This is a genomic window from Micromonospora craniellae (assembly GCF_014764405.1).
Classification (GTDB): Bacteria; Actinomycetota; Actinomycetes; order Mycobacteriales; family Micromonosporaceae; genus Micromonospora; species Micromonospora craniellae.
In genome coordinates this window covers 1,040,606-1,063,577 of the sequence record NZ_CP061725.1, presented here as the reverse complement: position 1 = coordinate 1,063,577, position 22,972 = coordinate 1,040,606, and the positions used below count along the sequence as shown (strand labels likewise).

Annotated in this window: 15 protein-coding genes and 4 pseudogenes; 13 read left to right on the top strand and 6 right to left on the bottom strand. The window is 73.1% G+C overall.

Annotated features, from left to right (window positions below):
- The 3 genes from ispG to ID554_RS04820 all read left to right on the top strand — a co-directional run bounded on the left by ispG (position 1) and on the right by ID554_RS04820 (position 6,004).
- A complete protein-coding gene (gene ispG / locus ID554_RS04830; protein WP_117226690.1) occupies positions 1 to 1,173 on the top strand; it encodes a flavodoxin-dependent (E)-4-hydroxy-3-methylbut-2-enyl-diphosphate synthase in 1,173 nt (390 codons plus the stop codon).
- A gap of 182 nt (positions 1,174 to 1,355) precedes the next feature.
- Positions 1,356 to 2,195 (top strand): GNAT family N-acetyltransferase, encoded by an 840-nt coding sequence (locus tag ID554_RS04825; RefSeq protein WP_117226689.1) that lies wholly within the window; start codon positions 1,356 to 1,358, stop codon positions 2,193 to 2,195.
- A gap of 113 nt (positions 2,196 to 2,308) precedes the next feature.
- A complete protein-coding gene (locus ID554_RS04820; protein ID WP_117226688.1) occupies positions 2,309 to 6,004 on the top strand; it encodes an ATP-binding cassette domain-containing protein in 3,696 nt (1,231 codons plus the stop codon).
- A gap of 67 nt (positions 6,005 to 6,071) precedes the next feature.
- Here the strand turns inward: ID554_RS04820 and ID554_RS04815 are convergent, their stop codons facing one another.
- Both ID554_RS04815 and ID554_RS04810 read right to left on the bottom strand, forming a co-directional pair.
- Positions 6,072 to 6,293, bottom strand: a complete 222-nt coding sequence (locus ID554_RS04815; RefSeq protein ID WP_223884437.1) for an oxidoreductase — start codon at positions 6,291 to 6,293, stop codon at positions 6,072 to 6,074.
- 147 nt (positions 6,294 to 6,440) lie between these two features.
- Complete coding sequence (locus ID554_RS04810) at positions 6,441 to 7,193, bottom strand: DUF998 domain-containing protein (RefSeq protein WP_117226687.1); 753 nt, start codon at positions 7,191 to 7,193, stop codon at positions 6,441 to 6,443.
- A 167-nt stretch (positions 7,194 to 7,360) separates the two neighbouring features.
- On the opposite strand from ID554_RS04810, the gene pcaF reads away from it, so the two are divergent.
- From pcaF to ID554_RS04770, 8 genes and pseudogenes are all read left to right on the top strand, one after another.
- On the top strand, positions 7,361 to 8,563 hold the full coding sequence (pcaF, locus tag ID554_RS04805; protein ID WP_117226811.1) for a 3-oxoadipyl-CoA thiolase: 1,203 nt from the start codon (positions 7,361 to 7,363) through the stop codon (positions 8,561 to 8,563).
- Between the two features lie 141 nt (positions 8,564 to 8,704).
- Positions 8,705 to 10,864: a putative bifunctional diguanylate cyclase/phosphodiesterase gene (locus tag ID554_RS04800; protein ID WP_117226686.1), complete on the top strand. Its 2,160-nt coding sequence runs from the start codon at positions 8,705 to 8,707 to the stop codon at positions 10,862 to 10,864.
- Positions 10,865 to 10,976: 112 nt separating this feature from the next.
- The gene (locus tag ID554_RS04795) at positions 10,977 to 11,477 is read left to right on the top strand and encodes a DUF456 domain-containing protein (protein ID WP_117226685.1); all 501 of its coding nucleotides are present in this window, start codon (positions 10,977 to 10,979) and stop codon (positions 11,475 to 11,477) included.
- Between the two features lie 395 nt (positions 11,478 to 11,872).
- Entirely contained in the window at positions 11,873 to 12,049 is a 177-nt protein-coding gene (locus ID554_RS04790; protein WP_191088716.1) for a hypothetical protein, read from the top strand.
- Positions 11,977 to 12,916, top strand: a pseudogene (locus tag ID554_RS04785) (glutamine synthetase family protein); the annotation flags it as partial. The gene ID554_RS04790 and the pseudogene ID554_RS04785, both read left to right, overlap by 73 nt.
- A pseudogene (locus tag ID554_RS04780) lies at positions 12,903 to 13,378 on the top strand (aldehyde dehydrogenase family protein); the annotation flags it as partial. The pseudogenes ID554_RS04785 and ID554_RS04780, both read left to right, overlap by 14 nt.
- Positions 13,379 to 13,381: 3 nt before the next feature.
- Positions 13,382 to 13,654 carry an SDR family NAD(P)-dependent oxidoreductase gene (locus tag ID554_RS04775; protein WP_117226684.1) on the top strand — a complete coding sequence of 91 codons (273 nt, stop codon included), beginning with the start codon at positions 13,382 to 13,384 and terminating at the stop codon, positions 13,652 to 13,654.
- A gap of 175 nt (positions 13,655 to 13,829) precedes the next feature.
- Positions 13,830 to 17,468, top strand: coding sequence for a SpoIIE family protein phosphatase (locus ID554_RS04770; RefSeq protein ID WP_117226683.1), 3,639 nt, complete (start codon positions 13,830 to 13,832; stop codon positions 17,466 to 17,468).
- 18 nt (positions 17,469 to 17,486) lie between these two features.
- On the opposite strand, the gene ID554_RS04765 is transcribed toward ID554_RS04770, so the two are convergent.
- The gene (locus ID554_RS04765; protein WP_223884436.1) at positions 17,487 to 17,801 is read right to left on the bottom strand and encodes an STAS domain-containing protein; all 315 of its coding nucleotides are present in this window, start codon (positions 17,799 to 17,801) and stop codon (positions 17,487 to 17,489) included.
- Positions 17,802 to 17,895: 94 nt separating this feature from the next.
- Between ID554_RS04765 and map the strand changes: the two genes are divergently transcribed.
- Both map and ID554_RS33355 read left to right on the top strand, forming a co-directional pair.
- Complete coding sequence (gene map / locus ID554_RS04760; protein ID WP_117226682.1) at positions 17,896 to 18,753, top strand: type I methionyl aminopeptidase; 858 nt, start codon at positions 17,896 to 17,898, stop codon at positions 18,751 to 18,753.
- Positions 18,750 to 18,872 (top strand): annotated as a pseudogene (locus tag ID554_RS33355) (VIT1/CCC1 transporter family protein); the annotation flags it as partial. The gene map and the pseudogene ID554_RS33355, both read left to right, overlap by 4 nt.
- Positions 18,873 to 18,902: 30 nt before the next feature.
- Here the strand turns inward: ID554_RS33355 and ID554_RS04755 are convergent.
- From ID554_RS04755 to ID554_RS04745, 3 genes and pseudogenes are all read right to left on the bottom strand, one after another.
- Positions 18,903 to 19,367, bottom strand: a pseudogene (locus ID554_RS04755) (nitroreductase/quinone reductase family protein); the annotation flags it as partial.
- A gap of 62 nt (positions 19,368 to 19,429) precedes the next feature.
- On the bottom strand, positions 19,430 to 22,171 hold the full coding sequence (locus ID554_RS04750; RefSeq protein WP_223884435.1) for an FtsX-like permease family protein: 2,742 nt from the start codon (positions 22,169 to 22,171) through the stop codon (positions 19,430 to 19,432).
- On the bottom strand, positions 22,168 to 22,881 hold the full coding sequence (locus ID554_RS04745) for an ABC transporter ATP-binding protein (RefSeq protein WP_117226808.1): 714 nt from the start codon (positions 22,879 to 22,881) through the stop codon (positions 22,168 to 22,170). The genes ID554_RS04750 and ID554_RS04745 overlap by 4 nt, the downstream gene beginning before the upstream one ends.
- Between the last annotated feature and the right edge of the window lie 91 nt (positions 22,882 to 22,972).

Here is a 22,972-nt window from a genome sequence, read left to right as displayed (position 1 = left end):
GTGACCGCTGTCAGTCTCGGTATGCCCGCCGTGCCGCCGCCACCGCTCGCGCCCCGGCGGGCGAGCCGTCAGATCATGGTCGGCTCGGTGCCGGTCGGTGGCGGGGCGCCGGTCTCCGTGCAGTCGATGACCACCACGCTCACCTCCGACGTCAACGCGACCCTCCAGCAGATCGCCGAGCTGACCGCCTCCGGATGCCAGATCGTCCGGGTGGCGGTGCCGAGCCAGGACGACGTGGAGGCGTTGCCGGCCATCGCCCGCAAGTCGCAGATCCCGGTGATCGCCGACATCCACTTCCAGCCGAAGTACGTCTTCGCCGCGATCGACGCGGGGTGCGCGGCGGTGCGGGTGAACCCGGGCAACATCCGGCAGTTCGACGACAAGGTCGCCGAGATCGCGGCAGCCGCCTCCGCCGCCGGTACGCCGATCCGGATCGGCGTCAACGCCGGCTCGCTGGACAAGCGCCTGCTGGCCAAGTACGGCAAGGCCACCGCGGAGGCGCTGGTCGAGTCGGCGCTGTGGGAGTGCTCGCTGTTCGAGGAGCACGGTTTCCGGGACATCAAGATCTCGGTCAAGCACAACGACCCGGTGGTGATGATCCGGGCCTACCGGCAGCTCGCCGAGCAGTGCGACTACCCGCTGCACCTGGGCGTGACCGAGGCCGGCCCGGCGTTCCAGGGCACCATCAAGTCCGCGGTCGCCTTCGGGGCGCTGCTGGCCGAGGGGATCGGCGACACCATCCGGGTGTCGCTGTCCGCACCGCCGGTCGAGGAGATCAAGGTCGGCGCGCAGATCCTGGAGTCGCTCGGGCTGCGCGAACGCGGCCTGGAGATCGTCTCCTGTCCGTCCTGCGGCCGGGCCCAGGTGGACGTCTACAAGCTGGCCGAGGAGGTCACCGCCGGGCTGGAGGGCCTGCCGGTGCCGCTGCGGGTCGCCGTGATGGGGTGCGTGGTGAACGGCCCCGGTGAGGCCCGTGAGGCCGACCTGGGTGTCGCCTCCGGCAACGGCAAGGGGCAGATCTTCGTCAAGGGTCAGGTCATCAAGACCGTGCCCGAGGGGCAGATCGTGGAGACCCTGATCGAGGAGGCGCTGCGGTTGGCCGACGAGATGGGCGCCGAGCTGCCCGAGGAACTGCGCGGCCTGCTGCCCGGCGCCACGGTCAGCGTGCACTGACCGACGGCGCGTACAGCTTGCGGCGGGTCCCGTCGAGCACCTGGGCAGCCCGTTCCCGCTGGTCGTGGTGGCCATGGCCCGCGTGCGGGAAGGGGGGCCGGGCGGGAAGCCGAATCCGCGCATCCGGGCCTCCCGGTCACTGTCCGCCACCACGGTCCGAGCGGATCTGGCAGGCTGTAACCGTGTTGACGGCGCCGGTGCGGCAACTGGGGGAGTCGGAACGTCGCGCGGTCGAACGGTTGCTCGACTCCGACCCGTACGCGAGCGCGCAGGTCGCGGAGCGGGTGGCCGCGCGCGGGCTGGCGTGGTGGCGGGCCGAGGGCCGGGTGCTCGGCTACGGCAACCGCCGCCATCTCGAATCGGTCTGCTGGCTCGGCGGCAACCTCACCCCGGTCCTCGCCTCGTCGCAGGCCGTCGCCGCCTTCGCCGAGCTGCTCTCCGGCGAGGAGCGGCTCTGCTCCTCCATCGTCGGGCACGCCGACGCGGTGCTGGAACTGTGGGACCGGCTTGCCGGCACGTGGGGGCCGGCCCGCGACGTCCGCCCCAACCAGCCGCTGCTGGCCACCGGGGCGATGCCCGAGGTACGCGCCGATCCGCAGGTACGCCTGGTCCGGGGCAGCGAGATCGACCTGCTCTTTCCGGCCGCGGTGGCGATGTACACCGAGGAGGTGGGCGTCTCGCCGTTGGCCGAGGACGGTGGGCGCGGGTACCGCCGTCGGGTCACCGAGATGATCCGCTCCGGCCGGGCGTACGCCCGCTTCGTCGACGGCCGGGTGGTCTTCAAGGCCGAACTCGCGGTCGTCACCCGGCGCACCGCGCAGGTCCAGGGGGTCTGGGTGGCGCCGGAGTGGCGCGGCAGAGGGATCGCCACGGCGGCGATGGCAGCGGTGGTCCGCGACGCGCTGAACCGGGTCGCCCCGACCGTCAGCCTGTACGTCAACGACTTCAACCTGCCCGCCCGGCGGGTCTACGAACGCTGCGGGTTCCGCCTGGTCGGCACCCTCGCCACCGTCCTGTTCTGAGCATCCCCCGGTAGCTCCAGCACACGCCCCGTGTCCTGAGGAAAATGCGTTGAGCAGCGCGGTCGCGGGCAGCAGGCTGGAACCTCCGTCACGAGACCGGGGAGAACCGATCCATGCGCCTGCTCCGTGATCTGTGGGCCACCTCTCCCCGTCGGGTGACCCTGGTGGTCGTCCTGATCGTGCTCGGTGGCGCCGGTCAGGCGGCAGCCGCCGCCCTCGCCGGGCCGGTGCTGGTGAACCGGTCGGTCGGCTTCTTCGTGGTGCTGTCGGCGGCACTGGTCGTCGTGGTCGTCACCGATCTGGTGGTCAGCCTGGTGATGGCGCGGGTCACCGCGGACTGGGCCGCCGACCTGCGACGTCGGCTGTGCCGGGTGGCGATGGGGCAGCCGGTACCCGCCCTGGAGACCACGCCGGTCGGCGAGATGCTCGACCGGATCGACGGCGACGTGTACGACGTGTCCTCCGGAGTCCGTGGTCCGGGGGTGAACCTGACGCAGTCTCTGGTCGGGGGGCTGCTCGCCACCGTGGTCGCCATCACCGTGTGGTGGCCGGCGGGACTCGGCATGCTGCTGATCTGCCTCCTGCTCGCGGTCACCCTCCGCAGGCCCGCCAACCGGATCGGCCCGGCCCGGATGCACGAGGAGGAGGCATGGTCGGATCTGGCAGCGGTGATGGAGGAGTCCGTTCACGGCCAGGACGACGTCCGCACCAGCCTGGCCCGGCCGTACGTGCTGCGGCTGTACGCCGGACGGGCCGCCGAGGTGCTGCGCCGCGGCTGGCGGGTGTGGCGGCTCTCCGCCCAGGTGAACCTGGTGGCGGCCGGAGTGACCCGGGTCGGTGTCGCGCTGGTCGTGCTCGGTGGGGTCTGGGCGCTGACCACCGGCCGGGTCGACGCCGCCCGGCTCACCGCGATCTGGCTGCTCGCGCTCTCGCTCGGGATGACAGTGGAGCACATCAGCCGGATGGTGCCCGAGGTGCAGTACGCCTTCGGCGCCTGGGGGCGGGTGCGACTGCTCCAGGACGCCCCACAGGAGCCCGCCGGTGGCGCCACCCCGCTCGACGGTGACCTGGTCGTCCGGGAGCTGACCTTCCACTACCCGGCTGCCGGGGCCGACCGGCCCCCCGCGTTGCGGGAGGTCGACCTGACCTTTGTCCGGGGCCGCTCGTACGCCCTGGTGGGGCGGACCGGGTCGGGCAAGTCGACGCTGGCCAAGGTGCTCACCCGGGCGGTCGACGTGCCATCGGGCACGGTGTTTCTCGGCGGGCGGGACGTGCGCGATCTGGACATCGAGCTGCTGCGTCGGTGGATCGCCGTGGTGCCGCAGCGGACCGAGATCCTCGCCGGCACACTCGCCGAGAACGTGACACTGTTCGACTCCGAGCTGCGCGACGCCGCCACGCGGGCGCTGGACGAGCTGGGCCTGACCGGTTGGGTCGCCGAGTTGCCCGCCGGGATGGACACCCGCCTCGGTGAGGGCGGGCACGTGCTCTCGGCCGGGCAGGAACAGCTCGTCGCGTTCGCCCGCGTACTGGTCCGCGACCCGCACGTGGTGATCCTCGACGAGGCCACCGCGCGGCTCGACCCGGTCACCGAGGCACGGGTGCAGCAGGCCACCGAGCGGCTCCTGCGAGGCCGGATCGGCATCGTCATCGCGCACCGGCTCTCTTCGGTGCGCCAGTGTGACGAGGTGGTGGTGCTGGCCGACGGCGCGGTGGTCGAGGCCGCCCCGTTGGCCCGGTCGCGCCGCTTCGCCGAACTCCTCGCCGACAGCGAAGCCGGTGGGTACGCCGCCGGTGGGTTCGCCGCCGACGCCGGGAGCGGCCTGCTGGTCGCATCGGTCGCCGACCGGTCGGGTGACGAACCGGCTCTGGTCGGTGCGGGCGGCGCGACCCGGGTCGGAGGCGTACCCGGATCCGCCGTACTCCCAGACGTGCTCGCCGGCGCCGATCCCACCCGGCTTCCGTTCGACCGGGCGTCCGGGCCGACGACCGTGGTGGATCCCGCACCCGTCGTCGGGCCCGAGCCGGTCGCGCCGACCGACGGGCGAAAGGTCCCCACGGTCGGCACGGTCACCACGGTCCCGACGGGAGGCACCGGCGGCGCGGATGCGGTCGGTGACGCGCGGCCCGCGTCCCGGGGCCGGACCCTGCGGGAGATCTTCCGGCTCTGTCTCAACGACCCCCGCTACGGTGCGGTGGCGGCCGGGCTCTTCGCCGTGCTGGCCGTTCTCGGCCTGGACGGGCCGGTGCTGGCCTGGCTCTGGGCCGACGTGGTCGACGGCACCGGTGATCCGTGGCTGCCCGCGCTGGGCATCGTGGCCGGGCTGCTCCTCGCCGTTCCCGCGCACTACTGGTCCCACCTGTGGATCCCGGTCTGGTGGGTACGGCAGATGCTGCGGATCAGCGCCCGCCTGGTGTACGGCCAGACCGGCCCGCGCCGGGTCAGCCGGCACACCCCGGCCGAGGTGGTGGCCCAGGGCGGCGACACCGAGCGGGTGGTGCAACTCGCCGACAACGGGCTGGACCAGGTCGTCGCGCTGATCCTGCTGGTCACGATGACCCTGGTCACCGGCAGTGTGGTGCCGGGGCTGTTCTTCCTCGGCACGATGCTGCTGTCCGGGCTGACGGCCATGGCGCTCGGCACCCACCTGGAACGTACGGCGCGGGACACCGTCACCGCCCGCGCGGCGTTCGCCACCGCGCTGGTGTCCACGCTCTCGGCGGCACGCACGGTGAAGCTCGCCGGGGCGACCCGACCGGTGCTGACCCACCTCGCCGATCTCGACGAGGTCCGCAGCGAACGGCAACGCCGGGAGATCGCCGTCCAGGTCTGGGCCCGCTCGGCGCCCTCGATCCTCAGTGGGCTGCTCCCGATCGGGGTCTGGGCGCTGTTCCTGACCGGTGCGCTCGCCACCGGCGCGGCGTTGGTGGCGGTGTCCACACTGGCTGCGGCGCGCTGGTTCGCCTGGACCACCGCATCGCTGATCTCCCAGATACCGTCGGCTCGGGTGTGGACCCGGCGGACGGTGGACATGACCGGGATCGAGGCGTACTCGGAGCGGGTGCCCGGCATGGACCTGGCAACCGGCACCGCGTCCGCACCGCCGGTGACTGCGCGTACGCCGCTGCGGCGGCTGGAACTGGCCGGTTTCGGGGTACGGCACACCGATGGTCTGACCGCCGTACGCGATGTCGACCTGACCGTGGAACGCGGGCAACTGGTGTTGATCGTGGGCCCGGTCAGCTCGGGCAAGTCCTCGCTGCTGCGGGCACTGGCCGGAATCGCCCCGCACACCGGGTCGATGACGTGGAACGGGGAACCGGTGACCGAGCCGGAGCTGTTCCTGCGCCCGAACCAGGTCGGCTACGTCGGCCAGCTACCCCGGGTGCTCTCCGGCACGGTCGCCGACAACATCACCCTTGGCCACCCGGTGGACCCGACGCACGCGCTGGCGACCGCACAGCTCGAACACGATCTGGCCGTCACCGGAGGTGGCCTCGGGCTGCTCATCGGGCACAAGGGCACCCGGCTCTCCGGTGGGCAGTTGCAGCGCCTGGCGTTGGCGCGGGCGCTGGCGCCGCGTACCGAACTGCTGGTCGCCGACGACGTGTCGTCCGCGCTGGACGTCACCACCGAACTGGCCCTCTGGCAGGCGCTGCGCGAACGCGGGGTGACCGTGATCGGCTCCACCTCCAAACGGGCCGCGCTGGTGCGGGCCGACCACGTGGTGGTGCTCGTCGACGGCGCGGTCCGGGCGCAGGGGACGTGGCGCGAGCTGGCGCCGCGCTGGGGCCACCTGGCCGGCTGACCCGGCACGGCCGCGCCGGGCCGGCTGTTCCGGGCCAGCGGGGATCAGGCTGGGCGGGGACGCCGGGTCAGACCGCCCGGCGGTACTGGGGCGGCCAGTCCGCGTCGGTGCCCAGCTCGGTGGCGGCCCGGCGCGGCCAGTACGGGTCGCGCAGCAGCTCCCGGCCGAGCAGCACCAGGTCGGCCGCACCGTCGGCGAGGATCGCCTCGGCCTGCGCGGGGTCGACGATCAGGCCGACCGCGCCGGTGGGTACTCCTGCCTCGCGGCGGATCCGGGCGGCGGCCGGCACTGTACTGGCACATCGGCGCCATCGCGATCCGGTTGGGCAGGGTCACGGTGCGCAGCGCCAGGGGCGTGAACAACGAACTCATAGCGCCATCCTCCCCCCGGCCGCCGGTCGCGGGGCCGGGCTGTGGGATCGGGCACTTCCGCCCGGTCAGCTCCGCTCGGGCCGTCGGGCGGACGCCAGGGTGAGGGCGGTGGTCAGGCCCCAGACGACGATCACCGCCAGCACCAGCCGTTCCAACACTCCGACCAGCGAGCCCCGCCCGACGAACAGCATGGCGGCGGCCACGGACACCGCGAGCGGCAGCGCCACCATCGCCGCGATCGTGGCCGGCCGGCGCAGCCGCTGGTCGACCTGCGGGGCGAGGGCGACGGCGATCATCGCGAACACCACCGCCGCGGTGGCCGCGACGCTCGCACCACCGTGCACCAGGTCGGCCACGGTGGCCGGCTCGAACGGCGGCAACGGGCAGCCGGCGCTGCAGGTCACCGCCCCGGAGAGCAGCGTGGTCAGACCCCCCACGACGAGCAGCACCACCGCGCCGCCCAGCGACGCGACCTGCCGCAGCAGCGCCACGCCCCGGTGGCCCGCGAGCCGCTGCACCGTCGCCACGCCCGGCTGCTCCACCCGCGTCAGGCCCGGCGACCGGGACTCGGCACGAAGGGCCAGCGCGAGCAGAAACAACGCCGTGGCCAGGGAGAACACCCCGATTCGGTACGGCCACGCGTACTCGCTCTCGGCCACACCGGCCTCGCTGACGTACCCGGTCAGGCCCGGTCCCGGACCGGCGACCACGGCGAGGACCACCAGGGCCGTCCCGGTGAGTACGCCCAGCGCGGCGCCTGCCGCCGCGACCCCGGCCCACCCCGGTACCCGGCGGTACGCCGTGGACGGTTCAGCCACGCCCGTACGGCACGACCCCGGTCGGGCCGATCTGGTGGTGGATCGCGTGAGGTCGGGCCATGCCGAACAACCTATCGGCACCCGCCGGGGATATCCTGGCCGCCGGCCGTCCGGCGGGACCCGACCGGGCGGCCGTGCCCGCCCTTCCCACCCCCGAAGGACTCGCGATGACCGTGGCCTACCTGGTGGCCGGTGTCCGTACCCCGATCGGCCGCTACGCCGGAGCCCTGGCCGGCGTACGCCCCGACGACCTGGCCGCCCACGTGATCCGCGAACTGGTGGCCCGCCACCCGACGGTGGACTGGGCGCGTACCGACGACGTGGTCCTCGGCTGCGCGAACCAGGCGGGCGAGGACAACCGCAACGTCGCCCGGATGGCCGCGCTGCTCGGCGGGCTGCCCGAGCAGGTGCCCGGCAGCACGATCAACCGGCTCTGCGGCTCCGGTCTCGACGCGCTGGCCACCGCCGCCCGCGCGGTGGCCGCTGGTGAGGCGGACCTGGTCGTCGCGGGCGGCGTGGAGAGCATGAGCCGGGCCCCGTTCGTGATGCCGAAGGCGACCACCGCCTACTCCCGGGCCGCCGAGGTCCACGACACCACCATCGGCTGGCGACTGGTCAACCCGCTGATGCAGCGGGGCTGGGGCGTCGACTCGATGCCGGAGACCGCCGAGAACGTGGCCGAGGAGTACGGCGTGGACCGGTCCGCGCAGGACGGGTTCGCGTACCGGTCGCAGGCGCGGGCCGCCAAGGCCCAGGCCGCCGGTCGACTGGCCGAGGAGATCGTGCCGGTGACCGTGCCCGCCGGGCGGCGCGAGACGCGGCTGGTGGAGGTCGACGAGCACCCCCGGCAGACCTCGCTGGAGAAGCTGGCCGCACTGCCCACACCGTTCCGCGACGGCGGCACGGTGACCGCGGGCAACTCGTCCGGTGTCAACGATGGCGCGGTGGCGCTGCTGGTCGCCTCGGAGGCGGCCGTCACCGCGTACGGCCTCACTCCGCTGGCCCGGGTCGCCGGTGCGGCGGCGGCCGGCGTGGCGCCCCGGATCATGGGCATCGGCCCGGTCCCGGCGACCCGGCGGCTGCTCGACCGGTGTGGTTTGGCGCTGACCGACGTCGATGTGATCGAGCTGAACGAGGCGTTCGCCGCGCAGGCCGTGGCGGTGCTGCGCGAGCTGGGCCTGCCGGAGGACGCCGAGCACGTCAACCCGAACGGCGGCGCCATCGCGCTGGGCCATCCGCTGGGCGCCAGCGGCGCCCGATTGGCGCTCACCGCCGCGCTGGAGTTGCGCCGCCGGGGCGGACGGCGAGCCCTCGCCACCATGTGCGTCGGCGTCGGTCAGGGCATGTCGCTGCTGCTGGCGGCGGCCTGACCGGCCACGTCGGCGGGAGCGGCGCGCGGCCGACCGGGAAAGGTGTTCGTGGATGTCCCTCGGCGTGACCGACCGGCCTAGAGTGGTCGGCATCACGCGACGAGCCGAGGTGCCAGTGCAGACCCCCGACGGACTCCCATGATGTCCGCCGTCGGCGACTCCGGCGGGTACGCCGTCGACCAGACCGGTGCCCAGCGGTACGCGGCCGACTGGACCCGCGCCGTACGCGCGCTCGGGTTCGTGCCGTTGAGCCCGGCCGAGACCGAGCGGCTGCTGCTCGGGCACACCCTGCGGCTGGCTCGGGTGCTGCTGCACGGCGAACCGGTGACCCCGGCCGCCGAGGAGGTCGGGCGGGCCCTGGTGGCGGCCCACCTGATCGAGCCGGGGGTGGTCGGCTGGGCGGTGCGTACCCTCGCGGTCCGCTTCCCCACCGAGGTGCTGGACGTCCGGGCGGGCCTGCCCGGCCTCGTCGAGCGGGTCTCGGCGGCGCAGGCGGGCCTGGCGACCGGCTTCGCCGGTGCGTTGCGCGACCGCACCTTCGCCCAGCAGGAGCGGATCGCGCGCTCGGCGTGGCAGGCCCGGGACACCGTGGAGCGGGCGCTGCGCGACAGCGAGGCGCGGTTCCGTGCGGTCTTCAGCGGGGCGGCCATCGGCATCGGCATCGCCGGGATCGACGGGACGATCATCGACGTCAACCAGAGCTTCGCCGACATGCTCGGCTACACCATCGAGGAACTGCGACAGAAGAACGTGGCATCGCTGTTCCACGCCGACGACGCCGCCGGGATGTTCGAGCTGTACCAGGAACTGATCGAGGGCAAGCACGAGGCGGTCCGGGTCGAGAAGCGCTACCACCGCAAGGACGGCACCGCCGTCTGGACGGACCTGGCGGTGTCGCTGATCCGCCACGACGACGGCCGGCCCCGGTTCACCGTCGCCGTGGTCGAGGACATCACCGAGCGGTACGCACTCCAGCAGCGGCTGCGGTTCCAGGCGCTGCACGACCCGCTCACCGGCCTGCCCAACCGGACGCTGTTCTTCGAGTCGCTCGGCCGGCTGGTGAACCGTACGCACCCACCCGGCCGGGTCGGCGTCTGCTTCCTCGACCTGGACGGGTTCAAGGCGATCAACGACAGCCTGGGTCACGACCTCGGTGACCGGCTGCTCGTGCTGATCGCCCGGCGGCTGGCCGACTCCGTGGCCGATCGCGGCTACCTGGTCGCCCGGATGGGCGGCGACGAGTTCGTCATCCTGGTCGACGGCATCGCCCGGATCGAGGACGTGACCGCGGTGGCCGAGACGGTGCTGGCCGCCGTCGCCGCCCCGGTGCACATCGGTGACCAGCAGCTCGCCGTGTCGGCGAGCATCGGCATCGTCGACTCGGATCTGGCCGGCACCAGCGCCACCGAGTTGATGAAGGCCGCCGACACCACGCTCTACTGGGCCAAGGCGGAGGGTCGGGGCCGGTGGGCGGTGTACGACCCGGAGCGCAGCGCCCGGGACATCGCCCGGTCCGCGCTGGCCGCCGAACTGCCCACGGCGCTGGACCGGGGCGAGTTCGTGCTGCACTACCAGCCGATCGTGTCCCTGCTGGACGGCCGGATGCTGGCCGTCGAGGCGCTGGTCCGCTGGCAGCATCCGGAGCGGGGCCTGGTCGGGCCGGACCGGTTCATCGGGCTGGCCGAGGAGACCGGGCTGATCGTGCGGCTCGGCGAGTGGGTGCTGCGGCAGTCCTGCCGGGACGCCCAGCGGTGGCACGCCGACTTCCCGGAGGCCCGGCTGGTGGTCAGCGTCAACCTGGCCGCCCGCCAGGCCGACGCCCCAGCGATCGTGGACACCGTGGCCGACGCGCTGGCCGACAGCGGGCTCCCCGCCGAACTGCTGCAACTGGAGTTGACCGAGAGCGCGGTGATGGGTTCCGCAGGCGAGCCGCTGCGGACGCTGTACCGGCTCGCCGCGCTCGGCGTACGGCTGGCGGTGGACGACTTCGGCACCGGGTACTCGAACCTGGCGTACCTGCGCCGGTTGCCGATCACCTGCCTGAAGCTGGCCGGGCCGTTCGTGGAGGGCCTGCGGGGCGACCAACCGTCCGCCGCCGACCACCGTGACGTGCGGATCGTGGACGCGCTGGTCCGGTTGGCCCACGCGCTGGAGCTCTGGGTGACCGCCGAGGCGGTGGAGACCGAGGCGCAGGCCGAGCGGCTGCGGTCGCTGCGCTGCGACTCCGCCCAGGGCCGGCTGTTCGGCCCGCCGGGCCCGGCGGAGACGATCGTCGCCCGGCTGCGCGGCGATCCGTCATGAGCGGACCCGCCCTGCTCGCGGTGTCGCGGCCCGGCGCGGTGGCCCGGTGGCGGTGCTGGGGCACGATCTCAGGCGGCGTGACCCGGCCGAGACGATCTGATGGGGAGTCGACGTGGATCTGACGGACACCAGCGGCGTGGTGTCGGTGGTCGCCGCCCTGGCGATCCTCGCCGGGCTGGCCGGGGTGGTGGTGCCCGGCCTGCCGGCGCTGCCGCTGTGTTGGGGCGGAGTGCTGGTGTGGACGCTGTTCGGCGGGGCCGGTGCCGGCCGGTGGCTGGTGCTCGGCGCGGCCACCCTGGTCGCGCTCGGCGGCACCGTGGTCAAGTACGCCTGGCCGGGCCGCAACCTCAAACGGGCCGGGGTGCCCACCACCTCGCTGCTCGCCGGTGCGGTGCTCGGGCTGATCGGGTTCTTCGTGATCCCGGTCGTCGGGCTGGTGATCGGCTTCGTCGGCGGGATCTTCGCGATGGAGCGGCTGCGGTTGGGCGACACCCGGCTGGCCTGGCCGGCGACGAAGCAGGCGGTCGGCGCGGCCGGTCTGTCGATGCTGATCGAGTTCCTCTCCGGCATGGTGATCGGAATGCTCTGGGTGACCGGTCTGGTGATGACCTGAGCCGTGCGGCGCCCGGTGGTGGTGCCGGGCCCACTGGTGGTGCCGGGCCTGGGCGCGGTGGTCGCCGGGCGGCGCGGGACGGAGCCAGGGCAGGGCGCAGCGCCGTGCCCGAGAGAGAGGTGACGTTGTCCCGCGCCGCCGCGGCTGCCGGGCCGTTCCGAGGGCCCGTGGTCGGCCCGTCGCGATCGGGCCTGGTCACAGGTTTAAGGATGCGCCAGGCACGGCCCGACCGGCAACGCGATTAGACCCGGTGCGGGCGGTGCGCGGCGCGTCGTCCGTCCGCAGCGGTACGAGCGCCGGACCGGTTTGCCGGGGGAGCGGAACGGGGTACGAGCGGAGCGGCCCGTTGACGGTGATCGGCTCGGCGGGTAGACCTTGGTGATGGAGGCTCGCCGATGAGGAACGCGCCGCTCACGCTGGAGCAACTGCGGGTCGCCGTCGTCGAGGGCGAGATCGACACCGTGGTCCTGGCCCTGGTCGACATGCAGGGCCGGCTACAGGGCAAACGTTGGAGTTCGTGCTGTTCCGCGACTCGTACGAGCAGGCGTGGCAGCGCGGCTACCGCGAGCTGACCCCGGCCAACCAGTACAACGTGGACTACTCGCTGCTCGGCACGGCCCGGGTGGAGCCGTTGCTGCGTCGCAATTTGCAACGAGATGGCCGGCGCGGGGCTCACCCCGGAGAGCGCCAAGGGCGAGTGCAACCAGGGCCAGCACGAGATCGCCTTCCGCTACGACGAGGCGGTGCGGTGCGCCGACCACCACGTGATCTACAAGAACGGGGCGAAGGAGATCGCCGCCCAGGAGGACATGTCGATCACGTTCATGGCCAAGCCGAACGCCCGGGAGGGCACCTCCTGCCACATCCACTTCTCGCTGCGGGACGCCTCGGGCGGGTCGGCGATGCTGGGCGACGGGCCGGGACATCTGAGCGTCACCGGGCAGCGGGTGCTGGCCGGGCTGCTCGCCACGATGCGCGAGTTCAGCCTCCTCTTCGCGCCGAACATCAACTCGTACAAGCGCTACCAGCCGGATTCCTTCGCCCCGACCGCGTTGCGCTGGGGTACCGACAACCGCACCTGCGCGTTGCGGGTGGTGGGCCACGGTCAGGGGACGCGGGTGGAGAACCGGGTGCCGGGCGCGGACGTCAACCCGTACCTGGCGATCGCGGCACTGGTGGTGGGCGCGGTGCACGGCATCGAGGGGGAGTTGGAGCTGGGTGAGGAGTGCACCGGCAACGCGTACGACGACGGGGCGGCCGAACGCGTACCCGGGACTCTCCGGGACGCCCTCACGCTCTGGGAGTCCTCCGCCGTCGCCCGCGCGGCCTTCGGCGACGACGTGGTCGCCCACTACACCAACATGGCCCGGGTCGAACTGGCCGCCTTCGACGCGGCCGTCACCGACTGGGAACTCGCCCGTGGTTTCGAGCGCCTCTGACCGGTTCCGTAGCCACCCGGCGGTACGCAAGATCTGCTTCACCGGCTCCACCGAGGTCGGCACCCGGATCATGGCCGGCTGTGCCGCCCAGGACGGCCCCGGCTACTGGTACCCGCCGACGGTGCTGCTCGCCGACTCGCCCGCCGACCGGCACTGGCACGAGGAGGTCTTCGGCCCGGTCGTCCCGGTCCTTCCGTTCGACGACGAGGCGGACGCGATCCGGCTGGCCAACGACACCGAGTACGGCCTGTCCGGCTCGATCTGGACCCGCGACGTGGGCCGGGCGCTGCGGGTGGCGCGGGCGGTGGAGTCGGGCAACCTGAGCCTCAACTCGCACTCCTCGGTGCGGTACTGGACGCCGTTCGGCGGGATGAAACGCTCCGGCCTCGGCCGCGAGCTGGGCCCGGACGCCCTCACGCGTTCACCGACGTCAAGAACGTCTTCATCGGCACGGAGGAGTGAGCGATGCAGCGGTTGCAGGACCGGGTGGCCGTGGTGACCGGCGCGGCCAGCGGGATCGGGTTGGCCACCGTGCGGCGGTTCGCCGCCGAGGGGGCCCGGGTGGTCTGCGTGGACGTCGACGCCTGGGAGCGGGTGCCGCGGGTCAACACGACCAGCGTCTACCTGTGCTGCAAGTACGTCATCCCGCACATGGCCAGTGACGACGCCTCGTTCATGACCGCCGCGCAGTTCGTGGTCGACGGTGGGATCACCGGCGCCTACGTCACCCCGCTGTAATCTTGCCGACACTTACGGTGATCGAGTGGGCGGATCGTATCGGTTGATCGACAAGCGTCGTGGAGCTAATCCGCGCCGAGGTCGACAGATGCGTTACGTTCCTCGTTCGTCGGGGTAGAAGTCCGGTCACGGCAGCGATGATCAGGGCACGTCGCGAACAGGCCGGGGAGGATGCATGAACTCGGCCCAGGGGGGCGTGGACGGGGGCGATCCGTCGGCGGCGCGCGGTGAGCTTCCGCCACTGCTCGCGGCAGCGTTCGCGGGCGGCGGCGAGATGGGCGCGGTGCTGCGCGACCACGACTGGTCGACCAGCCCCCTCGGCGCTCCGGAGCACTGGCCCACCGCGCTCGGCAACGCGGTCAGCACGATGCTCGCGTCCAAGGCGCAGATCGCCCTCTTCTGGGGCGAGGACCAGCGGGCCTTCTACAACGACGCCTACCGGCCGACCATCGGGGACAAGCATCCCGCGGTCCTCGGGCAGCCGGCCCGCAGGCACTGGGCCGAGACCTGGGACGTGCTCGGGCCGCTGCTCGCCGACGTCCTGCGCACCGGCGAGGCGTACCAGGCGCGGGACCACCACTTCCTGCTCGACCGGTACGGCTTCGTGGAGGACGTCTACTTCGACGTCTCGTACGACCCGATCCGCGACATCGACGGCTCGATCAGCGGAGTCCTCTGCCTCTGCAGCGAGACCACCGGCCGGGTGCTCAACGAACGCCGGCTGCGCGCGCTCGCCGAACTCGGCTCCGAGCTGGCCGACGTGGGCAGCAGCGCGGAGCTCGGCCGGGTGGCCGCCGCCGTGCTCGACCGGCACCGGCAGGACGTACCGTTCGGGCTGCTCTATCTGACTGACCCCGACGGCGCCCTGCGCCTGGCCGGGGCGAGCTGCCCCGCGAGCGGCGCCGGGGAACCGCCCGCTGGACTGGCCGAGCTGGCGGCCGCCAGCGGTGGCACGGTGCCCGCCGCCGGGCTGCTCGATCAGGTGCCGACCGACGCCGCCGACGAAGCGCTGGTGCTCCCGGTCACCGCCACCGCGGAACAGGCGGGAGTGCTGGTGCTGGGGGTGACCCGCCGGCTGCCGCTCACCGACGACTACCGCACCTTCTTCGAACTGGTCGCCGCGCAGGTCTCCCGGGCCGTCGGCAAGCAGCGCGCGTACGAGCAGGAGCAGGCCCGTGCCGCCGAGCTGGCCGCCCTGGACCTGGCGAAGACCAAATTCTTCGCCAACGTCAGCCACGAGTTCCGCACCCCGCTGACCCTGGTGCTCGGCCCGCTGGAGGACCTGCTCGCCGATCCCGGCCTGCCGGAGGCGTACACCCAGCGGCTGACGATGATGCACCGCAACGCGCTGCGGCTGCTCAAGCTGGTCAACACGGTGCTCGACTTCTCCCGGCTGGAGTCGGGTCGGCTGGCCGCGCACTACGAGCCGATCGACCTGGCCGACTACACCGCCCGGCTGGCCAGTACGTTCCGTTCTGCCGCCGAGCGCGCCGGGTTGCGGCTGACGGTGGACTGCCCGCCGCTGCCCGAACCGGTCTACGTCGATCAGGAGATGTGGGAGAAGGTCGTTCTCAACCTCATCTCCAACGCGGTGAAGTTCACCCTCGACGGGGAGATCCGGATCGAGGTCCGAGCGGTCGACGGGATGGCCCGCCTGGAGGTCGTCGACACCGGCGTGGGCATCGTCGCCGACGAGCTGCCGCACGTCTTCGAGCGGTTCCACCGGGTGCCGGGGGGACCTTCACGCAGCCATGAGGGCACCGGAATCGGCCTGGCGCTGGTCCGGGAACTGGTCGAGATGCACGGCGGCCAGGTCAGCGTGACCAGCCGGGTCGACGAGGGCAGCCGCTTCGTCGTCACCGTCCCGTTCGGCTCCGGGCACCTTGAGGCCGACCGGGTGGCCGGGACCGGCGCCGACCGCGAGCCCCGGCAGAGCGCCCTCTTCGTCGCCGAGACCGAGCGGTGGAGCGACGGCCGGTCCGGGGCGGGTGAGATGCGCCACCCGGGGTCGGCGGGCTGCATCCTGGTCGTCGACGACAACCCGGACCTGCGCGAACACGTCGCTCGGCTGCTCTCGCCGACCTGGGAGGTGTTCACCGCCACCGACGGTGTGGACGCCCTGCGTCTGGCCGTCGACAACGAATTCGACCTGGTGCTGACCGACGTGATGATGCCGCGGCTGGACGGCTTCGGCCTGGTCGCCGCGCTGCGCGCGGACCCGCGCACCCGGTATGTGCCGATCGTGCTGCTCTCCGCACGCGCCGGCTCGGCCGAGGAGGTGGCCGGCCTCGCGGTGGGCGCCGACGACTATCTGACCAAGCCGTTCTCCGGGCAGGAGCTGGTCGCCCGGGTGCGGGCCAACGTCGAACTGGGTCAACTGCGCGGCCAGCTCATCCGCCGGTTGGCGGCGCTCGCGGACGCGGCGGTCGCGGTGAACACCGCCCGCTCCACGAACGACGTGCTCCAGGTCGCGGCACGGCACGCGCTGAGTCTCGCCGAGGCCGTCCGGGTGTCCGTCACCGCCGGTGAGGCACGGTTCGAAGCCGACGGCGGCGGCACCAGCGCCATCGACCCTGCCTTCGTCCTGCCGCTGACCGGCGTGGGCGGCAAGCGCCTCGGCGAACTGCGGGTGTGGCGTGCGGTCGCCGAACCGGCCGGCACGGACGAGGCCGCCTTGACCCAACTCGCCCGGTTGGTCGGTGTACGCCTGGAGAACGCCCAGCTCTTCGAGGTGGAGCACCGCATCGCCACCACCCTGCAACACAGCCTGCTGCCGCGCACCCTGCCCCAGTTGCCCGGTGCCGTGGTGGCCAGTCGGTACCTGCCCGGCAGCGACGACGTCGAGGTCGGTGGCGACTGGTACGACGTGGTGACCTGCGAGGACGACGAGATGGTCCTGGTCATCGGGGACGTGGTCGGCAAGGGGGTGCCGGCCGCGGCGGCCATGGGCCAGCTGCGCAACGCGCTGCGGGCGTACGTGCTGGAGGGTTTCGATCCGGGTGAGTCGTTGACCCGGCTCAACCGGCTGGTGGGGTCGACCGAGTCCCGGTCGTTTGCCACGGTGTTCTGCCTGTGGTTCAGCCCTCGTAGCGGGCGGCTGCGGTACGCCAACGCTGGACATCCGTCCCCGCTGCTGATCCGAGGAGGCGACGTGGCGTTCCTGCACGACCGGGCGCTCGGGCCACCCGTCGGCGCGATCCCGGGCGTGGAGTACGAGACGGTGCTCGGCGAACTGTGTGCCGGCGACCGGCTGCTGCTCTACACCGACGGTCTGATCGAGGACCGGCTCGTCGACATCGACGAGGCGTTGGCCCAGCTCCGCGCCGACGCGGCCCGGCCGGGTGAGCACGTGGTGGACGTGGTCGACGCGGTGGTCCAGCGGGTCGTCGACCGGCCCCGCCGGGACGACGTGGCGGTGCTCGCGCTGGAGGCCGCCGAACTCGACCGGTTCGCGCTGCGGCTGCCCGCCGACCCGACCCGGCTCAGCGTGCTGCGCAAGCGGCTGGAGGACTTCCTGGTCGCGCACGGCGTGAACGAGACCGACCTGTTCGACCTCACGGTGGCGGTCTCCGAGGCGGCGGCGAACGCGATCGAGCACCCGGTCGACCCGGTGGAGCCGACGATCGGCATCGAGGTGACCGTGGAGGGCCGGACGGTTACCGCGACCGTCCGCGACAGCGGACGCTGGCGGGAGTCGACCGGGTCGGGCTTCCGGGGACGGGGACTGTCGCTGATCCGGGCACTCGGGGAGCTGTCGGTCACCCGTGATCCGGAGGGCACACAGGTGACCCTGCGTCGGGAGTTGGGCGCCTGAGCCGGTGGGCGCAGCGGGTCAGACGGGCCGCATCCAGCGCTGCTCGCCCAGTCCCGCGATGTGCAGGACGCGGCTGACCTGCCGGGACGGCAGCACCGCCAGGGTGTCCGGATAGTGACCGGCGAGCCGCACCACCGCGTGGATCGCCGCCGAGTCGAAGAAGGTCACCGCGCGCAGGTCGAGGGTCAGCCGGGTGGCCGGTTCGCGCAGCGCGGTCTGCAGCATGGTGTCCGCGGTCGCCATGTCCACCTCGCCGACGACCACCACGCGGAGGTGATCACCGTCGATCTCCGCGCTGGCGGAGAAGACGGCCGGTGTTCCCCCTTGATCCACGCTGACACCTTGACACAGCGCTTGAGGTAGGGCAACAACCGTGGGCCACCGACGGTGCTGGGGGCCGCCCGGGGCGCGGCGATAGGCTTGCCGCATGACCGTCCGTGCGCCGTTGACCCCAGGCACGCTCTCCCCGTGGCGGCCGGTGCCCGCCCATATCGTCCGGCCCGAGTACGTCGGCAAGAAGTCCCCTCGACCGTGGCAGGGGTCGCACGTGCAGACACCGGAGACGATCGAGAAGATGCGTGTCGCCGGGCGGCTCGCCGCTCAGGCCACCCAGCTCGCCGGTGAGCACTGCAAGCCCGGTGTGACCACCGACGAGATCGACCGGGTGGTGCACGAGTTCCTGATCGACCACGGCGCGTACCCGTCGACGCTGGGCTACCGGGGCTTCCCCAAGTCCTGCTGCACCAGCCTCAACGAGGTGATCTGCCACGGCATCCCCGACTCCACCGTGCTGGTCGACGGCGACATCATCAACGTCGACGTGACCGCGTACATCGGTGGGGTGCACGGCGACACCGACGCCACCTTCTGCGTCGGCGAGGTCGACGAGGGGGCCCGGCTGCTGGTCGAGCGGACCCACGAGGCGATGACGCGAGGCATCAAGGCCGTCGCGCCCGGCCGGCAGATCAACGTGATCGGCCGGGTCATCGAGTCGTACGCGAAGCGGTTCGGCTACGGCGTGGTCCGCGACTTCACCGGCCACGGCATCGGGGAGGCCTTCCACAGCGGCCTGTACGTGCCGCACTACGACAGCCCACGGCCCACCGACGTGATGGAGCCGGGCATGACGTTCACCATCGAGCCCATGATCACTCTCGGTACCCACCAGTACGACATGTGGGAGGACGGCTGGACGGTGGTCACCAAGGACCGCAAGTGGACCGCCCAGTTCGAGCACACGGTACTGGTGACCGAGGACGGGTACGAGATCCTGACGCTGCCGTGACCGACACCCCTGCCGCCCCGCGGGAGCACCACCATGCGGACGTCTCCGGCGGGTGGCTGCGACCCGCCGTCTTCCAACCCGTGGGCGGCGGCGCTGTCGTCGTTCCTCTGCTTCTCGGCGGGTTCGTCCGTGCCGTCGGGCGTGCCGGACGCCACCGGCACCAGCCGGAAGATCCGGATCTCCCGGTTGCCGGCCCGCCGCACGTACGCCTCGTACGCGGGCCAGGCGTCGACCAGCAACCGCCACAGCCGTTCGCGTTCGGCGCCGGTGGCCGGCTCGCCGTGTACCGCGATGCGGCGTCCCGCGACGTCCACCTCGGCGCGCGGGTCGGCGAGCAGGTTCAGCGACCAGGCGGGCTGCTGGGTCTGGCCCCAGTTGGAGCCGACCACCACGTACCCGTCGCCGTCAGGCACGAAGAGCAGCGGGTTGCTGCGCGGCTTGCCGGAGCGGCGGCCGGTGGTCGTGATGACCAGGGAGGGCACCAGCCCGAGCGCGACCACCCTGCCCCGGGTCAGCCGACCGACGGCCCGGTCCAGCGGCACCAGCAGCCGGGCGGTGGCACCGAACCAGGGATGGTGGCCGATCCGGCGGGTCACGCCTCGCAGTACGGACATCCGGACATTCTGCATCCACCGGCATCGGTACGACACCGGCCGTTCAGCCGGGCTGGGCCGGTTCAGTCCAGTCGACGTTCGACCGGCAGCCGGGACCGGGTCAACAGCGCCGCCCCGGCCATCGCCACCAGCGGCACCACCACCAGTACGCCGAGGGTGAGCCAGGGCATCACCAGCGGGTACGGCGGCTCCACCGGCCATCCTTCGGTCAACCGTCGATTCGTGAAGGTCAGGATGATCAGCGCGGAGCAGAGCCCGGCGACGATGCCCAGCAGCGAACCGAGCACCGCGATCACCCCGGCCTGGCAGAGCGACAACAACTTGCGGACGCCGGGGCCGGCACCGACCGACGCGAGGGTGGACAGATCGGCCCGCCCCTCGGCGGCGGCGAGTCCGGTGGCGATCCCGGCGGCCCCCACGGTCACCACCGCGGAGACCCCGGCCAGCAGGAGCAGCAGCGGCTCGGCGCCGCCGAAGCCCTTCCCGACCTCGAACTGCGTGCCGACCGGGCCGATGGACTCCACCGCTTCGACAAACCGGTCCCGTTGCCGCTGCCCCGGCGGCTCGTCGGCCTCGATCGCCCATCCGGTCTGCCGGACGGCGAGGTCGAGGCGGTCGGCCGCGGCGGGCGAGAGCACCAGCCAGGGCGGGCGCAGGTCGCTCCGCACCGCGTACCCGGGCACGATCGCCTCCTTCGTCCTCGTCGGTTCACCGTGCTCGACCTGGAGGTGCAACCGGCCGTCGCCGAGGTAACGCGGGTCGGTCACCACCGCGCCACCGGCGCGCAGGACGGCCGTGGCAGCGGCGACCTCGGCCGGTGTGGCACCGGTGAGCATCGGCAGCGCCGCCCCGTCGTCGACCGCCACCTGGAGGTAGCCGTCGAGGTGGTCCTCGGCCGGCCCCTGGCAGCGCTGGTCGGCACGGGCCCGCTGCTGGTCGGCCTCGGTGATCGGGGGATAGGGGCGCCACGGGCAGATCTGCGCGGGCGGCGGCACCGCGCTCACCAGGCAGGCCTCGAAGGTCGTTCGGCAACCGGCCGTGGCCAGCGGGGCGATCGCCCCGGCACCGAGGTGTTCCCGGGCCGTGCCGGTGATCGCGGCCTCGTCCGGTGGTCCGGCGCCCTCCGGATCGTCGGCGGTGACCAGGACCGTCCGGTCCGGCAGCAGCGGACGGTACTGCTGGTCGGTGCGGATGTCGTCACTGGCCAGGAAGGCGCCGAGGGCGACACTGGCGGCGACCGACGCCATCACCGCGGAGATGGCCGGCGCGGCCGAGGAGCGGTTGCGGCTGGCGTCGCGCACCGCGATCCGGGGCGCCAGCGGGAGGAACCTGCCGAGTCGGGCCAGCAGCCCGACCAGCGTCGGCGTGGCGAAGACCAGCCCGAGTTCGCCCAGCACCAGTCCGCCGAGGATGACCACCGGGCTGACCATCGCCGCGCCGAACCCGGCCACCACCGCCCCGCCGACGGCCAGCAGCACACCCAGGGTCAGCCAGCGCCGCCGGTGGGTGGTTGCGCCGCGCCGGCCGGCGAGCCCGGCGACCACGTCCTGCCGGGCCGCGGTCCAGGCCGGTGCGAGCGCGGCCAGCACCCCGGCGAGCACCGCGACCAGTGCGATCACGCCCAGTGCCGCCGGCCAGACGCGATACCCGGCGAAGCGGTGCTGGAAGACGAACTCCTCGACCAGCGGTCGGGCGGCGAACGCGGAGAGCACGCCGAGCGCCAACCCGGCGGCGGCACCGACGCACCCCAGCAGCACGCCGTCGGCGAGCACCACCCGGCGTAGCTGGGCCGCGTCGCCGCCGGCCACCGCGACCAGCGCCAGTTCCCGCCTCCGACGTCGGACCCCCACCGCGAAGGCCGGGCCGACCAGCAGCACCACCTCCAGCAGACCGAGTCCGCCGGCCAGCAACCCGGTGCCGATCGCCTCCGGACCGAGGCTGCCCGAGAACGGACCGGCCACGTCCAGCGCCGTCGGCGGCGCGGAGGTGCGGGCGCCGACCACCACCCCGTTGCGGTTGAGGTGACGGAACAGGTCCTTGGTGACCGGACCGGGCAGGTCGACCAGGAACACGGTGTCGTGGCTGCGCGGCCCCGACGGCACCCCGTCGGGGTGCAGGAACATCTTCGGTTCGAGCGCCTCCGGCATTTCGATCACACCGACGACGGTCCAGTTCTGCGTACCGTCCCCGGCGGTCAGGACGTCCCCGATCCCGGCACCGAGAGTGCGTCGGGCGGCGCGATTCACCGCGATCTCGTCGGCCGTGGCCGGTACCCGCCCCTGGTGGATCCGCACGAGGCCGGCGGCGAGCGGATCGGTGAGGTCGGCCGCGGTGGCGAGCACGTCGTCGCGGACCCGGCTGCCGTCCCGCACGTGCAGCGGCACCCAACGGCGTACCGGAAGGATCCGGCTGTCCGTCGGCAGCAGGCGGGCGATGGCGTCCACCGTGACCGCCTCGGGGACCCGATCGTCCGACCCGGTCCAACCGCTGCCGTCGGCGTCCTGGGTGACCGGCCCCTGGCTGATCATGCGCAGCTCCGCGTCGGCATCGCCGAGCCGCCGGTCCATCTCTTCGGCGGAGGTGAGGTTGGCCATGTCCGCGCTGACCGCGATGAAGGAGAGCGCCAGCACGGGCAGGACGATCATCGCCAGCACCAGGGCGGTACGACCACGGGCCCGCATCGCCTCGCGGCGGGCGATCCGCAACGCGGCCCGCCACGAGCCGACCGCCTCGGCCAGCCGGGTCCGGCGGGGCCGTTCGGGTGGAGGTTCGTGCACCGGCTGCGACTGGGGGCGGATGGTCACCGGGCGCTGCCGGAGAGCAGCGCGTCGATGCCGACCAGCGGGGCGGTCGAGTCGACCTCCACGCCGTCACGCAGGAACACCACCCGATCCGCCCAGGCGGCGTGGCGCGCCTCGTGGGTGACCAGCACGCCGGCCGCCCCGGCGTCGACCCGGCGACGTAGCAGCCGCAGGACGGCCTCACCGGTCTGCGAGTCCAGCGCCCCGGTCGGCTCGTCGGCCAGCACCAGACGTCGCTCGCCGACCAGTGCCCGGGCGATCGCGACACGCTGCTGCTGGCCGCCGGAGAGCTGGTCGGGGAACCGGTCGCCGAGTTCGGCGAGACCCACCTCGGTCAGCGCGTCGAGCGCCAGCCGGCGGGCCCGCCGGACGCCCGCGCCGTCGAGTTCGAGGGGGAGCGAGACGTTCTCGGCGGCGGTCAGGCTGCCGATGAGGTTGAGGTGCTGGAAGATGTAGCCGATCCGGCGGCGGCGGAGCCGGGCCAGGCCACGGCGGTCCAGGGCGTGCAGCGGCTGCCCTTCGACGCGGACCTCACCGGTGGTCGGGCTGTCCAGCCCACCGGCCAGCGTCAGCAGGGTGGACTTGCCGGAGCCGGAGGGACCCATCACGGCGACCAGTTCGCCGGGACGGACGACCAGGCTCACCCCGCGCAGCGCGTGCACCGCGGCCGGGCCGCTGCCGTGGGTCCGGTGCACCTCCCGCAGCTCCAGCACCGCCTCCCGGGCGGCCCCGGCGCCGTCGGGCGTCTTGGGGTCGGGTGTCGCGGCGGTGTCGCGGGTGGCCGCCGCGGGGCGGTCGTCCGCG